Source organism: Streptomyces sp. STR69 (assembly GCF_024519455.1).
In the GTDB taxonomy this organism is placed as follows: domain Bacteria; phylum Actinomycetota; class Actinomycetes; order Streptomycetales; family Streptomycetaceae; genus Streptomyces.
Genome location: NZ_JALJRY010000013.1, coordinates 103,380 through 119,078, shown reverse-complemented (window position 1 = coordinate 119,078; position 15,699 = coordinate 103,380). Strand labels below are relative to the sequence as shown.

13 protein-coding genes and 1 riboswitch are annotated in these 15,699 nt (G+C 70.5%); of the genes, 3 read left to right on the top strand and 10 right to left on the bottom strand.

The window, feature by feature from the left end; all coding sequences use genetic code 11:
* Positions 1 to 176: 176 nt before the first annotated feature.
* From OC490_RS24605 to OC490_RS24565, 9 genes are all read right to left on the bottom strand, one after another.
* A complete protein-coding gene (locus OC490_RS24605) occupies positions 177 to 1,190 on the bottom strand; it encodes an LLM class flavin-dependent oxidoreductase (RefSeq protein WP_262060156.1) in 1,014 nt (337 codons plus the stop codon).
* Positions 1,187 to 2,923, bottom strand: coding sequence for a dipeptide ABC transporter ATP-binding protein (locus OC490_RS24600; RefSeq protein WP_262060155.1), 1,737 nt, complete (start codon positions 2,921 to 2,923; stop codon positions 1,187 to 1,189). The genes OC490_RS24605 and OC490_RS24600 overlap by 4 nt, the downstream gene beginning before the upstream one ends.
* Positions 2,905 to 3,831, bottom strand: coding sequence for an ABC transporter permease (locus OC490_RS24595; protein WP_262060154.1), 927 nt, complete (start codon positions 3,829 to 3,831; stop codon positions 2,905 to 2,907). Before OC490_RS24595 ends, OC490_RS24600 begins: the two co-directional genes overlap by 19 nt.
* A complete protein-coding gene (locus tag OC490_RS24590; protein WP_262060153.1) occupies positions 3,828 to 4,787 on the bottom strand; it encodes an ABC transporter permease in 960 nt (319 codons plus the stop codon). The genes OC490_RS24595 and OC490_RS24590 overlap by 4 nt, the downstream gene beginning before the upstream one ends.
* Before the next feature lie 3 nt (positions 4,788 to 4,790).
* Positions 4,791 to 6,410: an ABC transporter substrate-binding protein gene (locus OC490_RS24585; protein ID WP_262060152.1), complete on the bottom strand. Its 1,620-nt coding sequence runs from the start codon at positions 6,408 to 6,410 to the stop codon at positions 4,791 to 4,793.
* Positions 6,411 to 6,657: 247 nt separating this feature from the next.
* Positions 6,658 to 6,774 (bottom strand): putative leader peptide, encoded by a 117-nt coding sequence (locus OC490_RS49375; RefSeq protein WP_315986697.1) that lies wholly within the window; start codon positions 6,772 to 6,774, stop codon positions 6,658 to 6,660.
* A 33-nt stretch (positions 6,775 to 6,807) separates the two neighbouring features.
* A riboswitch (SAM riboswitch) is annotated at positions 6,808 to 6,920 on the bottom strand.
* 167 nt (positions 6,921 to 7,087) lie between these two features.
* Positions 7,088 to 8,233 carry a homoserine O-acetyltransferase gene (locus OC490_RS24580; RefSeq protein ID WP_262060296.1) on the bottom strand — a complete coding sequence of 382 codons (1,146 nt, stop codon included), beginning with the start codon at positions 8,231 to 8,233 and terminating at the stop codon, positions 7,088 to 7,090.
* Positions 8,230 to 9,591, bottom strand: a complete 1,362-nt coding sequence (locus tag OC490_RS24575; RefSeq protein ID WP_262060151.1) for a bifunctional o-acetylhomoserine/o-acetylserine sulfhydrylase — start codon at positions 9,589 to 9,591, stop codon at positions 8,230 to 8,232. Before OC490_RS24575 ends, OC490_RS24580 begins: the two co-directional genes overlap by 4 nt.
* A gap of 435 nt (positions 9,592 to 10,026) precedes the next feature.
* Positions 10,027 to 10,629 carry a YdcF family protein gene (locus tag OC490_RS24565; RefSeq protein ID WP_262060150.1) on the bottom strand — a complete coding sequence of 201 codons (603 nt, stop codon included), beginning with the start codon at positions 10,627 to 10,629 and terminating at the stop codon, positions 10,027 to 10,029.
* 399 nt (positions 10,630 to 11,028) lie between these two features.
* On the opposite strand from OC490_RS24565, the gene OC490_RS24560 reads away from it, so the two are divergent.
* Positions 11,029 to 11,700: a class I SAM-dependent methyltransferase gene (locus tag OC490_RS24560; RefSeq protein ID WP_262060149.1), complete on the top strand. Its 672-nt coding sequence runs from the start codon at positions 11,029 to 11,031 to the stop codon at positions 11,698 to 11,700.
* 12 nt (positions 11,701 to 11,712) lie between these two features.
* Here OC490_RS24560 and OC490_RS24555 read toward each other — a convergent pair whose 3' ends face one another.
* A complete protein-coding gene (locus OC490_RS24555; protein ID WP_262060148.1) occupies positions 11,713 to 12,678 on the bottom strand; it encodes an NAD(P)H-dependent flavin oxidoreductase in 966 nt (321 codons plus the stop codon).
* 76 nt (positions 12,679 to 12,754) lie between these two features.
* On the opposite strand from OC490_RS24555, the gene OC490_RS24550 reads away from it, so the two are divergent.
* Positions 12,755 to 13,258: an ankyrin repeat domain-containing protein gene (locus tag OC490_RS24550; RefSeq protein WP_262060147.1), complete on the top strand. Its 504-nt coding sequence runs from the start codon at positions 12,755 to 12,757 to the stop codon at positions 13,256 to 13,258.
* A gap of 25 nt (positions 13,259 to 13,283) precedes the next feature.
* Entirely contained in the window at positions 13,284 to 15,533 is a 2,250-nt protein-coding gene (locus OC490_RS24545; RefSeq protein WP_262060146.1) for an FUSC family protein, read from the top strand.
* The last annotated feature ends 166 nt before the right edge of the window (positions 15,534 to 15,699 follow it).

Below are 15,699 nucleotides of genomic sequence, written 5' to 3'. Positions count from 1 at the left end.
CCGCGCCCCGCGTCGCCACGGGGAGGTCGAGCAGCAGGCCGCCGTCGCCCGGCGGCAGATCGCCCTGCCAGGCGCCGAAGACGACTGTGTCCTGCGGCGCAGCAGATAGCCGCCCTAGGCGAAGCGATGACCGTCGGCGAACGGCTCCCGGGTGTGGACGTCCAGTCGTACGGCACTCATCGCGCGGCCTCCAACTGTGCGGGGCGCCAGCCGAGTTCGGGTACGACCAAGTGGAGCACATCGTGCAGGATCTGTTCGTACTCCTCCCGCCGGAACTCGTACGGCAGTTCAAGGCGCAGCTCCGAGACCGCCGACACCACCGGATCCGCGGCCAGTTGCTCCAGGATCTGTTCCGCCGTGCCGACCACATCGGGTGCGAACAGGGTCCGCCTCGGGCCCTGCGGGCCAAGGGTGCGGGCATGACGGCTGTCGGCATACGTGCGGTAGCGGGCGCGGGTGGCCCGGTCGGCGCTGTCGAACGGCACGACGACGCGGCCCAGCGCGACCCGGGCGGTGGACCGGACGCGCCGGTACTCGGCGAGCAGGTTCGACTGGGCCGTGGTGAAGTCGTCGGTGTTCTCGCCGGTGACGATGTTCCTGGACAGCAGGTTGAGGCCGCTCTCGCCGGCCCAGCGGGCGGAGCGCAGGCTGCCGCCGCCGTACCAGATCCGGTTCACCAGAGCGGGGTTGTGCGGTTGCAGCCGCGGTCGCTGGGTGTTGCCCGGTGACTCGATCACCGTGTCCGGGCCGCCGAGGTAGTCGCCGCGCAGGTTGTCGACGACCCGGGCGACCCGGCCGTAGGACAGGTCGAAGGCGCGCCAGTCGCCGTCGTACACCAGGTCGCCGAGGAGTTCGGCGTGCGGCATGCCGGTGCTGAAGCCGACCTGGAGCCGGCCCCGCGACAGGACGTCGGCCAGTGCCAGGTCCTCGGCCAGCCGGAACGGGCTCTCGTAGCCGATCGGGATGACCGCGGTCCCCAACTCGACGCGCTGCGTGCGTTGTCCGGCCGCGGCGAGGAACACCGCGGCCGAACCGACGCCGTGTTCGAGGTGCCGCTGCCGGATCCAGGCGCCGTCGTATCCCAACCGCTCGCCGTACTCGAAGAGTTGGAGGGTCTCCTCCAGACCGGTGTACGGGTCGTCGTCGGCGAAGTTGCCCGGGGTGAGGAAGGCGAGGGAGGTGATGCTCATGCGCTCCGCGTCCTCAGGTCGTGGTCGTCCCGGTGGCCGGGGATCGCCGCGAGCAGCTCGCGGGTGTACTCGTGGCGGGGGTGCGTGAACAGGTCGTCGGGGGCGCCCGTCTCGACGACGCGGCCCGCTCGCATGACGGCGACCTCGTGCGCGATCTGTCGTACGACGGCCAGGTCGTGCGAGATGAACAGGTACGCCACGCCAGTGTCGGCCTGCAACTCGGCGAGCAGGTCGAGGGCTTGGGCCTGCACGGAGACATCGAGCGCGGACACCGGCTCGTCGCACACCACCAGGTCGGGGGAGAGGGCGAGGGCCCGCGCGATCGCGACACGTTGGCGTTGCCCGCCGGAGAGTTCCGCGGGGCGGCGGTCCAGGGTGGTGGCGGGCAGGGCGACGCGGTCGAGGAGTTCCCGGGCCCGGTCCAGCCGGGACGCGCGGTCGCCCACCTTGAAGGCGCGCAGCGGTTCGGTGATCACCTCGCCGATGGAGAAGCGGGGGTCGAGTGAGGCGTACGGGTTCTGGTAGACGAGCTGGGCGCGTCGGCGCAGTTGCCTGGCCTGTGCGCCCCGGGCGGTGGTGACGTCGGTGCCGTCGAACAGGATGTGTCCGGCGCTCGCGTCGGTGAGGCGGAGCACCAGGCGGGCGGTGGTGGACTTGCCCGAGCCGGATTCACCCACCAGAGCCAGGGTTCGACCACGGTGGAGGGTGAGGCTCACGTCGTCGACCGCGCGCAGTGTCCGGGACTCGCCCTCCGCGCGGGGCAGCCTGAACTCCTTGACCGCGTTGCGGAGTTCGACCAGCGTTGCCGTGTCGGTGGCCGGGGGTGCGGTGACCTCGGTGCGGGGGGCGGCGGTCGTCAGGCTCGGCGCGCTGGCCAACAGCCGTCGCGTGTAGTCGTGTTGGGGTTCGGCCAGGACCTCACGCGTTGCCCCGGCCTCGACCACCCGCCCCTGGGACATGACTACGAGGCGTTGTGCCCGGTCGGCGGCCACGCCGAGATCGTGGGTCACCAGCAGGATCGCGGTGCCCAACTCCTCGGTGAGGCCCTGGAGATGGTCGAGGATGACACGTTGCACGGTGACGTCGAGCGCGCTGGTCGGCTCGTCGGCGACGATCAGTCTCGGCCGTGCGGCGATGGCGATCGCGATCAGGGCGCGCTGCCGCATACCGCCGGAGAGCTCGTGCGGGTACTGCCGGGCACGCGTGACCGCGTCCGGCAGTCCGGCCCGGTGCAGGATGTCGATCGCCTCCGACGGCGCGGAGCGGCGGGTCGCAAGACCGTGGATGCGCAGCACCTCGGCGACCTGCTCACCGATGCGTTTCACCGGATTGAGGGAAACCGACGGATCCTGGGGCACCAGGCCGATCTGCGCACCGCGCACGGTGCGCAACTCCGCCTCGCTCAGCGCGGTGAGGTCGTGCCGGCCGAAGCGGATCGTGCCCGCGTCGATCGTGGCGTTGGCCGCCAGCAGCCGGGTGATCGCATGCGCGGTGGTGCTCTTGCCGGACCCGGACTCCCCGACCACCGCGGTCACTTCGCCCGGCCGCACGTCGAGATCGACGTCCCGCACGGCCCGTACGGTGCCGCCGCGGGTGCGGTACGACACGGACAGGCCGCGTATCTCCAGCGCGGCGCCCTCACCGGGGTCCGGGGCGGTGCTCGGTGTCGTGCTCAAGTCCTCATCCGTTCCAGGTGTGTTCGGCGGGCCATCGCTCATGACTGCCGGGACCATTCGCCGTCCAGCGCGCGTGCGATGCGGTTGGTGGCCAGCACGGTCGCCGCGATCGCGAGCCCGGGCAACGCCGTCAACCACCAGGCGTTGGCGAGGTAGTTGCGGCCGTCCGAGATCAACGTGCCCCACTCCGGTGCCGGTGGCGGGGCGCCGTAGCCGAGGAAGCTCAGGGCCGACACGGCGAGGATCGAGGAGCCGAAGTCGAGGGTGGCCAGGACGATCACCGGACCCGCCGCGTTGGGCAGCACATGCCGTCCCAGTACCGAGTACCAGCGGGCGCCGCACGACCGCGAGGCCTCGACGAAGACCGCCTGCCGGACCCGCAGCACCTCGGCGCGCGTCACGCGCGCGAAGCTCGCCACGCTGGCGATGCCGACCGCGACCGCCACCTTGACCGTGCCGTAGCCGAGCGCGGTGACCAGGGCCAGGGAGAGGAACAGCGCCGGGATGGAGAGGAGTACGTCGACGAAGCGCATCAGCACGTCGTCGATCCAGCGGCCCACGAACCCGGCGACCAGTCCGATCAGGCTGCCGACCACGAAGGCGACCGCCACCGCGATGAGGGTTGCCTTCAGGGAGAGTTGGGCGCCGTGGACCACTCGGGAGAATACGTCGCGGCCGAGTTCGTCCGTGCCGAACCAGTGCGCGCCGCTCGGGCCCCGGAAGTTCTGCGACGGTACGCCCGTCAGCGGGTCCCGGGAGGTGAACAGGCCGGGCCGGAACGAGGCCAGCACCACTAGGACCAGGACGATGACCGACAGCAGCAGGCCGGGACGGCGTACCAGGAACCGCAGGACCCGCCGCGCGTCGACGCGGCGTCCCGGCCCGGGGCCGGACCCCGGCTCGACCGGCCGCGCGAGGCCGAGCGCGGCAGCGGCGGCGGTGTCGTCGACAAGACCCTGACTCATGCGGCAACCGCCTTCCGGCCCGAGGCCACCACGATCCGCGGATCGAGCAGCGGATAGACGAGGTCGACGAGCAGGTTCGTCATGACGAAGATCAGCGCGCCGAACACCACCACGCCCTGCACGAGCGGGATGTCCTGGGCCGTGACCGCGGCGGCCGTCACCCGGCCGAGTCCGTCACGGGAGAACACCGTCTCGACGACCACCGAACCGGCGATCAACTGCCCCACCAGCAGGCCGACTACGGTCAACGCGGGCAGGGACGCGTTGCGCAGGGCGTGCCGTAGGTGCACGCGCCATCGGCCGGCGCCCTTGGCGCGGGCGGTCTCCACATAGGCCTGGTCCAGCGCGGTGAGCAGGCTCTTGGCCAGTACTTGTGCCACCTGCGCGCCGGTCGGGATCGCCAGCGTCAGGGCCGGCAGGATCAGCCCCCGCAGGCCGTCGTTGCCGAACGCCGGGAACCAGTGCAGCCGGAAGGAGAACGACTCGACGAGCAGCAGCCCCACCCAGAACGTCGGGACCGACACCCCCAACGGCGGGAGGGACAGCAGCAGTTGACGCAGCCACCGACGCGAGGTGTAGGTGGCGACGATCGCCAGTCCACCGCCGAGGAGCACGGCGAGGAGCAGCGCGGCACTGGTCAGCTGGAGGGTCTGCGGCAGGGCGTCGGCCAGCGTCGAGGACACCGGTCGGCCCGTGGAGACCGAGTTCCCGAAGTCCCCGCGCACCGCCCGGCCGAGGTAGTCGGCGTACTGCACCAGAATCGGCTTGTCGAAGCCGTACTCGTGGCGCAGCGCGGCGAGTTGGGCCGGGTCGACCGTCCCGGAGTCCATTCCCGCACTGGCCATCGCTGTGACCGGATCACCCGGCAGGAAGTCGAGGACCAGGAAGGACACCGTGTAGGCGGCCCACAGCACCCCGACCGCCTGGGCGAGCCGCTTGATCGCGTAGCGACGCATGCGTCAGCCGATCCAGGTGTCGTGCAACTGGATCCGGCTGGAGGCGTCGAAGTTCAGACCGTGCACCTTCTTCGCCACGCCGATCTGGGTCTGGAGCTCCACCACCGGCGCGTAGTAGGCGTTCTGCACGATCAACTCCTGTGCCTGCTTGACCAGTTCAGCGCGTTTCGTGGAATCCGTGGTCGCCGCCTGGCCGGTCAGTGAGGTGTCCAGCGGGGTCACGGGAAGGCGGTAGAAGTTGGCCAGCTTGGTGGAGAAGGAGCTGCGCAGGATGTCCGGGTCGGCACGGGTCACGTTCCCCCACGCCGCGTCGTAGTCGCCCGACTGCAGCGTCGGGGCGAGCTGGGTGACCTGCAGCTGCTTGAGCGTCAGACCGACTCCCACGGCCTTCAGTTGCTGCTGGATCAGCTCCAACGCGGGCTGATTGGTCGCCGAGTTGGGGATCCAGTCGACCGTCAGGCTCAGCTTCTTTCCGTCCTTCGTCCGGATGCCGTCGCTGCCCGCCTTCCAACCGGCCGCGTCCAGCAGGGACTTCGCCTTGGCCGCGTCGGTCGTCAGGTCCGAGGACAGGTCGGCGTAGTCGGGTGTGGTGTGTGCCAGGACGCTGGTCGCGGGCTGGGTCCCGGTCGGGAACACCGTGTCGGCGATCTGCTTGCGGTCGATGGCGAACCCGATGGCCTGACGCACCCGCGCGTCCTTCAGAACCGGCCGAGAGTTGTTGAAGGACAGGCCGAACACCACGCCCGGATTGGCCCGCCGCTGAAGGGTGACCTGGCCGCCCTTGAGAGCCGCCTCGTTGGCCTTGCCGACGCTGCTGATCGCGTCCACCTGCCCCGACTGGAGGCTGCCGGCCCGCACTCCCGCCTCGGGTACGACCTTGAAGACCACCTTGTCCAGATAGGCCTCGCCGCTCTTGTGCCACAGCGAGGAACCCCAGGCGTACCCGGTGCGCTTGGCGAGCGTGATGGACTGGTTCTGTACGTACTGCTTGAGGACGAAGGGCCCGGAGCCGACCACTCCCTGGCTGCACTTCTGCTGCGGGGTCTTCTTTGCGCTCGCTGATGACTCGATGCCCAGCGAATGCGTCGAAGTGGCCTGCAGGAACTGGGCGTTGGGCTGCTGGAAGGTCACCTTGACGGTGAGCGGGTCGACCACGGTGGTGCTCTTGACGCCGCTCAGGTAGCCCTCGGCGAGGGTGCCCAGCGCGCCGAGCTTCGGCACGGCGTCGAAGTTGTCCTTGACCACCTGCGCGGTCAGCTCGGACCCGTCGCTGAAGGTGACACCTGATCTCAGGTGGAACGTGAACGTGGTCGCGTCGGAGCTGATGTCCCAGCTCTTCGCGAGCCACGGCACGATCTTGCCGGTCGTGGGGTCCTGGTCGGTGAGGGAGTCCACGATCTGCCGCACCGAGTAGATGGTGTCGTTGCTGGCCACCTGCTGCGGGTCCACGCAGCCGGCGTCGGAGCCCACCGCGAAGGTCAGGGTGCCACCGGACCTGGCCTGTCCGCCGCCGCCGTCGGAGCCACCGCCGCCCGATCCGCAGGCGGTCAGCAGGAAACTGGTGGTCAGAAGGGCGGCCGTAGCCGCGCGTCGAGTGGTTCGGGAGACCGGATGGCCTGTCACGGAGAGGTGCTCCTACTCATGTCACCGCGTGCTCGCGGACCTGTGCGGACCGTGGCTGGGCGCGGGCGGTGTCGACCCCGACGGGGGTGGGACTCCTGAGGCGTGGAAAGCGCGTCGACGGGCACGGGGCGCACCCGCGCATACGTCGACTCGTGGGAGAAGGGGGGAAGGGGCCCGTTCGAGACGGGCGACCGCAGATGTCAGCTTCGAAGGCCGGACAGATGTCAGCCCGGAAGGCCGGACAAGGTCAGCTGTGACACAGACAGCTGGTGAAGCGCTGCAGGTCGATGTGGCGCCGGCGCGACAGCCGGGAGAAGACGACGGCGTCGTGACAGGAGGCAGTCGGGTCGTAGCTGTTGGGCACGCCGTCCTCCATATCCGGGACCCCGGTCATGGGGCCGCGCGTTCGCAGAGCCATCAGCGTCCCTGCCGGGCTTTCGCCCTGAGTGCCCCACTGCGTCGGGGGGTTGCCGGTCGGTCGGCCAGGATTCGATGCTGACACTCAATGCCGCTGTTGATCGTATGGAGCGGTGCCGCCGTGCGTCAATGGCGGGTCAGAGGCGCGGAGTTGGTAACGCGTTCACCGCCATCTCACTCACACCTTCCACCACCCACGCGCAACTCGGCCCCGACCGGCGGACGGCGACCGGAACAACACCGCCTGGGCATCTGCGCCGCTAGCCGACAAGTTCGCGGACGAGTGCCGCGACCTGTTCCGTCTCGATCAGGAATCCGTCGTGGCCGTAGGGCGACTCGATCACGCGGAGACGGTCCGCGCCGGGGATGCCGGCCGCCAACTCCGCCTGCTGGGACGGGGGATAGAGCCGGTCGGAGTCGACTCCGGCGACGAGTGTCCGCGCGGTCACCCGGCGCAGAGCCGTCCGCGTGCCACCGCGGTCGCGGCCGATGTCGTGGCTGTTCATGGCCTCCGAGAGCGTGACATAGCTGCCCGCGTCGAAACGGCGCACCAACTTGGCGGCGTGATGGTCGAGATACGACTCGACCTGATACCGGCCGCCGTTCCACGGATCCTCTGCACCCTGCGGCGCACGGCCGAAGCGGACCGCCAACTCCGGCTCGCTGCGGTAGGTGACATGGGCCAGGCGACGGGCGAGGCCGAGTCCGGCATGAGGGCCCCGGTCGGTGTCGTGGTAGTCGCCGTCCTGCCAGTGCGGGTCCGAACGGATGGCGTGGAGCTGGATGGTGGTCCACGCGATCTGCTCGGCGCTCGCCGAGGCGGGGGTGGCGAGCAGCAGGAGCGCGTCCGTACGCTCCGGATACGTCACGGCCCACTCCAACGCGCGCATCCCGCCCATGGAGCCGCCGATCACCAACGCCCAGCGTTCGACGCCGAGTTCGTCGGAGAGACCGGCTTCCACGGCCACCTGGTCGCGCTGCGTCACGAACGGGAAGGCCGCGCCCCAGCGGCGGCCGTCCGGGCGGAGCGAGGACGGGCCGGTGCTCCCCTGGCAGCCGCCGAGCACGTTCGGCGCGACGACGAACCAGCGGTCCGTGTCCAGGGCCCGTCCCGGTCCGATCAGCGCGTCCCACCAGCCGGAGGTGGGGTGACCGGGGCCGACCGGTCCGGCGGCGTGGCTGTCGCCGGTGAGCGCATGCAGCACGAGTACGGCGTTCGAGCGGTCCGGCGCGAGCCGTCCCCAGGTCTCGAACGCCAGCCGTACGCCGGGCAGTTCACCGCCCGCCTCCAGGGCGAGGGGCTTCTCCCGGGCGTGCCACTGGCGGCGCCCGGGCGGGTTCCCCTCCCGCCAGGCCCCGGAGGCCGGCGGGAGGGGGACCGCTGACGGAGTCGGTACGGTGTTCAGGACGCGCCCTTGGCCGCGCGGAACCCGGCCTCCAGGTCGGCCTTCAGATCGGCGAGGTTCTCGATGCCGACGGACAGACGCACCAGACCCGGCGAAGTGCCGGTCGCCGCCAACTGCGCCTCGTCCAGCTGACTGTGGGTCGTCGACGCGGGGTGGATGATGAGGCTGCGTACATCCCCGATGTTGGCGAGATGACTGAAGAGTTCCACGGCGTCCACGAAACGCTTTCCGGCCTCGACCCCGTCCCGCAGCTCGAAGGCCAGTACCGCTCCGGCGCCGCGCGGAAGGTAACGCTGCCCCGCCTCGTACCACCTGTTGGACTCAAGTCCCGGGTAGTGGACGGCGGCCACCTCGTCGCGCTGCTCCAGCCACTCGGCGAGGGCCTGGGCGTTGGACGAGTGCCGCTCGATGCGCAGGCTCAGCGTCTCCACGCCCTGGAGGAGCAGGAACGCGGAGTGCGGCGAGATCGCCGGGCCGAGGTCGCGCAGCAGCTGCACACGCAGCTTGATGGCGAAGGCGCCAGGGCCCAGCGCCGGCCAGTACCGCAGGCCGTGGTAGCTGGGATCGGGCTCGCTGAAGTCGAGGAAGCGCTCGGCGTGCGCGCCGAAGTCGAAGGTGCCGCCGTCGACCACGACACCGCCGATGGTGGTGCCGTGCCCGCCGAGGAACTTCGTCGCCGAGTGGACGACGATGTCGGCGCCGTGCTCGATCGGCCGCAGCAGATACGGCGTCGGCACGGTGTTGTCGACGATCAGCGGGACGCCCGCCTCGTGCGCGACGTCCGCCACGCCTCGTACGTCGAGGACGTTGCCGCGCGGGTTGCCGAGCGTCTCGGCGAACAGGGCCTTCGTGTTCGGCCGGATTGCCGCCCGCCAGGCGTCGAGGTCGTCCGGGTCGTCGACGAAGGACACCTCGATGCCGAACTTCGGCAGCGTGTGGCGGAACAGGTTGTATGTGCCGCCGTACAGGGACGTGCTGGAGACCAGGTGGTCGCCCGCGGACGCCAGCGTCAGGATCGCCAGGGTCTCCGAGGCCTGCCCGGAGGCGAGGGCCACCGCGGCGACTCCGCCCTCCAGGGCGGCCACGCGCTGCTCGAAGACGTCCTGGGTGGGGTTGTGGATCCGGGTGTAGATGTTGCCCGGCTCGGCCAGCGCGAACAGGTCGGCCGCGTGCTGGGTGTCTCGGAAGACGAACGAGCTGGTCTGGTAGATCGGCGTCGCCCGCGCCCCGGTCGTCGGGTCGGGTACGGCACCGGCGTGGATCTGCTTGGTCTCGAACGACCAGGCCGAGGTGTCCGGACCTGCGGGTGCGTCCTCGGGCGTGTGACCCCCGGTGACGGCGTCGATGGGCTGGCTCATGGTTCTCCCTTGTGCGGGCGTGCGGGTGCGTGGGACGAGACGATCGCGGGGCCGCTGTCCTGAAAGAAGGCACGGCGAATACCGGCGCGGCGCGCCCGTGAAGTGGGGAATCGGATGCCGGAGCGGAGCGTCAGCTCAAGGCGGGACACCCCGTGCTGGTGACACGCACGTAGTCGACGTGGCGGCGGGTCACGAGCACGGTCATGCAGTGAGAGAACCACAGCCGTTGCCGGAGAACCAGCGTGACGTGGGCAGTTGAAACACGACTGCCACAACCACGCCGACTCCCGGCCCCGTTCACCCCGTGGACGCGAGCACGGCCGTGCGGCCTCTCAGCGCGCTGGAGAAGAGATCCGTGACCTGCTCCAGCGCCGAGGCAGCGGCGGGCGCCACGGTCAGGGTGCAGACGTGGGGCGGAGGAAGGGGAGTTGGGAGTCAGTCAGGTGTGGTCCGCCGTTCGCTGGCGTTCAGACCGCGGAGTGTCCAGAGCCCGTACAGCGCCAGCAGCGGTTTGACGATCAGCCACTCGCCGGGGCGGTAGTCGTCCGCGCGCACGAGCCTCTTCGCGAGATCGGGGCGCTGTCGCCGCAAGTACGCGCGGGCCTTGAGGGCGTGTGCCGGCTGGGAGGCGATCTTGATGCGGTCGACGTTCTCAAGCAGCGGGATCACATGGGTGACGTTCTCCCACGTCGTCGTGCTTTCCTCTTCGAGGAGCACTGTGCCGTCGAACTCGAGCACCGATCGGGCGTAGTCGGCCATCAGTCGGGCTTCGGAGACGCCACCGCTGGTCGTACCGCCGCTGAAGATCACGCGGGTGTCGTGCGTGCTGTCATCGGTGAGGGAGCGAATTCCGGCGCGGACGCGCCAACGGTTGATGAAGTTCGCCGTCGACTGAGGGTTCCGGTATCCCAGCACGACCACAGCCTCGGCATCACCCTCGTTGTCTCCCACGAGAGTTCGCGACCAGCGCCGGTTCATCCACTCGCCCCAGGCGAGGACCGCCACTCCAGCTGCCGCCACACCTGTCCTTCGTCGCATCCGGCGACTCTAGCCCCGCGGTTTCATGGTCGGGAGCAGACTCCTTGACGGACCGGCCGCCACATGGTGGTGACGATGTGGCCGGTGGCGATGGTCGCTCTCCTCGCTGTCGTCCGGAAGGGACGCTCGCCGCGGGCAGACGGCCCTGGTGTGCGACCGCGAAGGCGCGCAGTTCAGCTCGGGGGCGGTGAGCGGCAGCAGGCGGCCCCTCCGCCCTAGGTGTCGTACTGCTGGCCCAGCCTGGCACGGGGGCCTCGACGCGTTCAGGGCGGGATACGCGTCGGCCGCCGCGGCCTGCTGAGCCGCCTGCATCTCGCATTTCTCGCCCTGCGCCGCCAACGCTCCCAGTCCGGTTGACAGCATGGCTACCCTCTGCTGTTCCGCGGAAAGGAATCCACCGTGTCCGACCACCTCGACACCCAGATCCCCTATTGGGATGCCGCCTCGGCCACGAAGACTTTCACGCATCCCCTCCATCTGCCCTGGCTGGAGGGGATCAGCAGGCAGGCCGCGATGCTCGACTACGGATGCGGATACGGCCGCACGATGGACGAACTCCAACAGCACGGTTTCCGCGATCTCACAGGCGCCGACATCTCACCGGCAATGATCGAGCGGGCCCAACACCTCCACCCCGCCCTGCACTTCACCACCCTCGACACACCTCCGTCCTTGCCCTCCCCGGACGCCGCCTTCGACGTGGTTCTGCTCTTCGCCGTGCTGACCTGTGTCCCGGGTGACGAAGCCCAACACCGGCTGATCGCCGAGCTGCACCGCGTCCTCAAGCCCGGCGGAGTCCTCTACGTCAGCGACCTCCTGCTGCAGAACGACGAGCGCAACCGCAGCCGCTACGAGCACTACGCCACCCTCAACGGCGGCTACGGCGCGGTCGGTTACGGCGTGTTCCAGACCGGTGACGGCGCCGTGTGCCGCCACCACTCCCGGGAGTGGTTCACCACCCTGCTCCTGGACTTCGAAGGCATCAGTACCCGGACCGTGACGGTGTCCACGATGAACGGCCATGAGTCGACGGGGATCCAGATCCTCGCCCGCAAGGCCGCCGTGACGTGAACCCGGGCGGGATCAGGCATCCTTTCCGGCTCGGGCCAGTGCCTCCTCGGCCTGTGCGGCAAGGGAGTTGACGAGATCGGTGGCCGATGGGAGGTCGTTGATGAGGTCGACGGCTTCGCCGGCCCACACGGGCAGGGGTGGTATGTCGCCCTGAGACAGGGCGACTTGGTAGGCGTGCCGGGCGTGGGGATCGTCGGCGAGCTCCGTCTCCCGGCCGCGCCACTGGTCGAGGAACGGGTGGCCGAGCGTGCGGGCGGTGTACTTCGACGGCCAGCGGGAGCCCCGGGCGATGTCGAGGATCCTGTTGCGCTCGGTGTCCGCGCCGTGGCCCTGGATGATGGCCTTGCTGGTCGAAGCGGTGACCAGGGCTTCGGTGGTGGCCTGGAAGCGGGTGCCGATGAGTGCACCGGCGGCTCCCAGAGCGAGAGCCGCGGCCACCCCGCGGCCGTCGGCGATGCCACCGGCGGCGAGTACGGGTACCGGAGCGGCCAGATCGACGACGACCGGCACGAACGGCAGCGTGGAGCGACCGTGCCGGGCGCCGTGTCCGCCGCTCTCGCAACCCTGGGCCACGATGACGTCGGCGCCCAGGTCCGCTGCCCGCCTGGCTTCCTCCAGATCGGTGACCTGGATGACAAGTGCCGTGTCTGTGCGGCGAATTCGTTCGGCGAACGGGCTCGGATCCCCGAAGGACAGCATCACCGCCCGGGGTTGGTGTTCCAAGGCGTGCTCTATCGCGCGGACATCCATCTGCCAGGTGAGGAAGCCGATTCCCCACGGGTTCGTGGTGTTCTCGGTGACGATGGCCAACTCCCGCGCCAGCCAGCCGCGTTCACCGTTGGCGCTGCCCAGCAGACCGAGCCCGCCCCCACGGGAGACGGCCGCGGTCAGTGCGCCACCGGCCGATCCGCCCATCGGCGCCAAGGCGATGGGGTGTTGCACTCCGAAGAGCTTCGTGAACGCCGTCGTCAAAGCCATGGCCCCCATCATCACCCGACGGACCTCTCGGGGAAATGGGCGGCTTGGCCACGTACCCGCAGCCTAATCTCGGCCCATGAAGCAGCGGCAGCAGAAGAAGCTCACCCGGCGTCTCTTCGGGGCGATGGTCGTGGGTGACACGGGCGTGGTGAGGGCGGTGCTGCGGGCCGGAGCCGACCCCGGGCGGGCCGACAGCGAGGGCACCACACCGCTCTACGCCGCTTCCGTGAACGGGGAGGCCGCGATCGTCCGTCTGCTGCTGGAGGCCGGTGCTTTCCCCGACGTCGAGAGCAGCGGAACCGGCGCGGAGGGCCTGCCGTTGTGCGCGGCGGCTTGCTGGGGGCACACAGACACGGTCCGCGCACTGCTGGCGGGCGGCGCCGATCCGAACGTACGGGAAGATCACGGCACTGGTCGGTCCCCTCTGGAGTGGGCGAACAACGGTCCTCATCCCGAGACGGCCGCTCTCCTCACCGAAGCAGGTGCGAGCGCCGGGCATGGCGGATACTCGGGTGTGGAGTGGCACGTGGGTGCTGCGCGGGCTGGAGGTGCGCCGGCGTATGGAGAATCCTTGGCGTAGCCTGCCCGGGCGGATTCCGGCGTGGTTGCGTGACCATGATCCGGGGCTCGCGGCCACTCGCAGGGCCGCACGCACCGCACTGGTGATGCCCGCGTTGTTCGCCCTGTGCGGGCAGCTGCTGAAATCCTCGACGATGGCCACCTACGCGGCGTTCGGGTCGTTCTCGATGCTCCTGCTGGTGGAGTTCACCGGCCCGATGGTGCAGCGTCTGCGGGCTCACGTGGGTCTCGCGCTGGGCTGGGCGGCCCTCATCTGTCTCGGCACGCTGGTGGCGCGGACGACCTGGCTGGCGGTCGCCACCATGGTCGCAGTGGGCTTCCTGGTGCTCTTCTCGGGGGTGGTCAGCTCCGTTCTCGCGGGCGCCTCGACCGCGCTGCTCCTGGCCTTCATCCTCCCCGTGACCTCACCGGCCCCGCTGTCACAGCTGCCCGACCGGCTCGCGGGAGCGGGCCTCGCCGCGGGCGCCGCCATGCTCGCGATCTCCCTGCTGTGGCCCCGGTCCACCGCGGACCCGCTCAGCGCGCCCGCCGCCCGGGTCTGCCGCGCGGCGGCGGCACAGCTGCGCACCGACGCCTCCTGGATGGACGGTGGGCCGCAGGCGCCGACCGCCCGGCAGTGCGAGGTCGCCGCCGACCGGGCCACCGCCGCGGCGGCGGACCTGCGCGCCGCCTTCGACGCCACTCCCTACCGGCCCACCGGCCTGTCCGTCGGCTCCCGCGCACTGGTCCGCCTGGTCGACGAACTCACCTGGCTCAGCGCCATCGTGGAGGAGAGCGGTCCCGTGTCGGACGAACACCGGGTCTGCGACGTCGACGCACGCACCGTACGACGGGCGGCGGCCACGGCCCTGGACGAGGCGGCCGTACTCCTCGACTCCCCGCGCGAAGCGCCCGACGCGCTCCGCGCCGCCCTGGTGAACCTGCGCGCGGCGATGGACGGGATGGAGGACGGTGCCACCCACCGGCTGCCGGTGGAACAGCCGAAGCCGCGCACGGAGTCGGAGGTCCGCGCCTTCATCGAGACCCTCGATCTGTCGTTCCGCGCCCAGGAGTTGGGCTTCGCCACCCTGCAGATCGCCGGCAACGTGGATCTCGCCGCGGCGGCCGAGCGGCGCAGCTGGCCGGAGCGGCTGCTCGGCGGAGAACCCGGCGCACTGGCCCAGCCGCTCGGGTCGGCCGTCGAGCGCGCCGCCGCCCACCTGGAGCCGCGTTCGGTCTGGCTGCACAACAGCCTCCGGGGTGCGATCGGTCTCGGCATCGCGGTGGCGCTGGCGAACGCGACGGGTGTCCAGCACTCGTTCTGGGTACTGCTCGGAACCCTGTCGGTGCTGCGCTCCAACGCGCTCAACACCGGGCAGAACGCGCTGCGCGCCCTGGGCGGCACCCTGGTCGGTTCGCTCGTGGGGGTCGGGCTGCTGCAGGTCATCGGTCACCATGGCACCCTGCTCTGGTTCCTGCTCCCCGTCGTGGTGTTCGTCGCCGGTATCGCCCCCGCCGCCGTCTCGTTCGCCGCTGGACAGGCGGCCTTCACCGTCGCCCTGGTGATCCTGTTCAACATCGGCCAGGACCCCGACTGGCACATCGTGCTGCTGCGGATCCAGGACATCGCCCTGGGCTGCGCGGTGAGCGTGCTGGTGGGCCTGTTCTTCTGGCCGCGAGGTGCCGGGGCCGCCGTGGACCGGGCGCTGTCCGCCGCGTACGACGCCAGTGCCCGTTACCTCGCGGACGCGGTGGAGTACGCGGCCAGTCGCTGCAGCATCGGCTGCCTGCCGACCGACGCACCGCTGGAGGCGAGCCGGCAGGCGGCCGCCGCGGCCCGCCGCCTGGACGACGCCTTCCGCAGCTACCTCGCCGAACGGGGTGCCAAGCCGGTGCGCCTGTCCGACATGACCACCCTGGTCACCGGGATCGTAGGACTGCGCCTCGCCGCCGACGCGGTGCTGGAACTGTGGCAGCGCAACGGCGGCGACGAACAGATCCAGCCCGACCGCTCCGAGGCCCGGCTGATCCTGCTCGACACCGTCGTCCGACTGTCCGACTGGTACCGCGACCTGGCCGCAGGCCTCGGCCAACACACCGCCGTACCGGCTCCGTTGGCCCGCAATCCGGAGGAGGAAGCGCGTCTGGTCGACTCCCTGCGCCGCGACCTGCTCGACGACGACGGACGTGCCACGGCCACGGCCGTCCGCATCATCTGGACGGCGGACCACCTCAACGTGGCCCGCCGCCTCCAGTACATCCTGACGGCGGCGGCGAAGCCGGGCGCTGCGGTTTGACGGCTGCGCTGCGTCCGTGATCCTGGCCGCCGGGGTCAAATACGTTGGCCATGCCCCGAGTTGGTGCATTCCTTTCTGCCCGTGCCCGACGCCGCCGCCCCGCACCCGTCGAGACCGTTCCTCCGTCCGGGTTGCTGGGCGTGTGCACCCCGTCGCGGGATGGTGG

Excerpts from the sequence above, each read along its gene's own strand:
- OC490_RS24605 (WP_262060156.1), bottom strand. The coding sequence starts at position 1,190 with ATGAGCATCACCTCCCTCGCCTTCCTCACCCCGGGCAACTTCGCCGAC.
- OC490_RS24600 (WP_262060155.1), bottom strand. The coding sequence starts at position 2,923 with ATGGTCCCGGCAGTCATGAGCGATGGCCCGCCGAACACACCTGGAACG.
- OC490_RS24595 (WP_262060154.1), bottom strand. The coding sequence starts at position 3,831 with ATGAGTCAGGGTCTTGTCGACGACACCGCCGCCGCTGCCGCGCTCGGC.
- OC490_RS24590 (WP_262060153.1), bottom strand. The coding sequence starts at position 4,787 with ATGCGTCGCTACGCGATCAAGCGGCTCGCCCAGGCGGTCGGGGTGCTG.
- OC490_RS24575 (WP_262060151.1), bottom strand. The coding sequence starts at position 9,591 with ATGAGCCAGCCCATCGACGCCGTCACCGGGGGTCACACGCCCGAGGAC.
- OC490_RS24565 (WP_262060150.1), bottom strand. The coding sequence starts at position 10,629 with ATGCGACGAAGGACAGGTGTGGCGGCAGCTGGAGTGGCGGTCCTCGCC.
- OC490_RS24555 (WP_262060148.1), bottom strand. The coding sequence starts at position 12,678 with ATGGCTTTGACGACGGCGTTCACGAAGCTCTTCGGAGTGCAACACCCC.
- OC490_RS24550 (WP_262060147.1), top strand. The coding sequence starts at position 12,755 with ATGAAGCAGCGGCAGCAGAAGAAGCTCACCCGGCGTCTCTTCGGGGCG.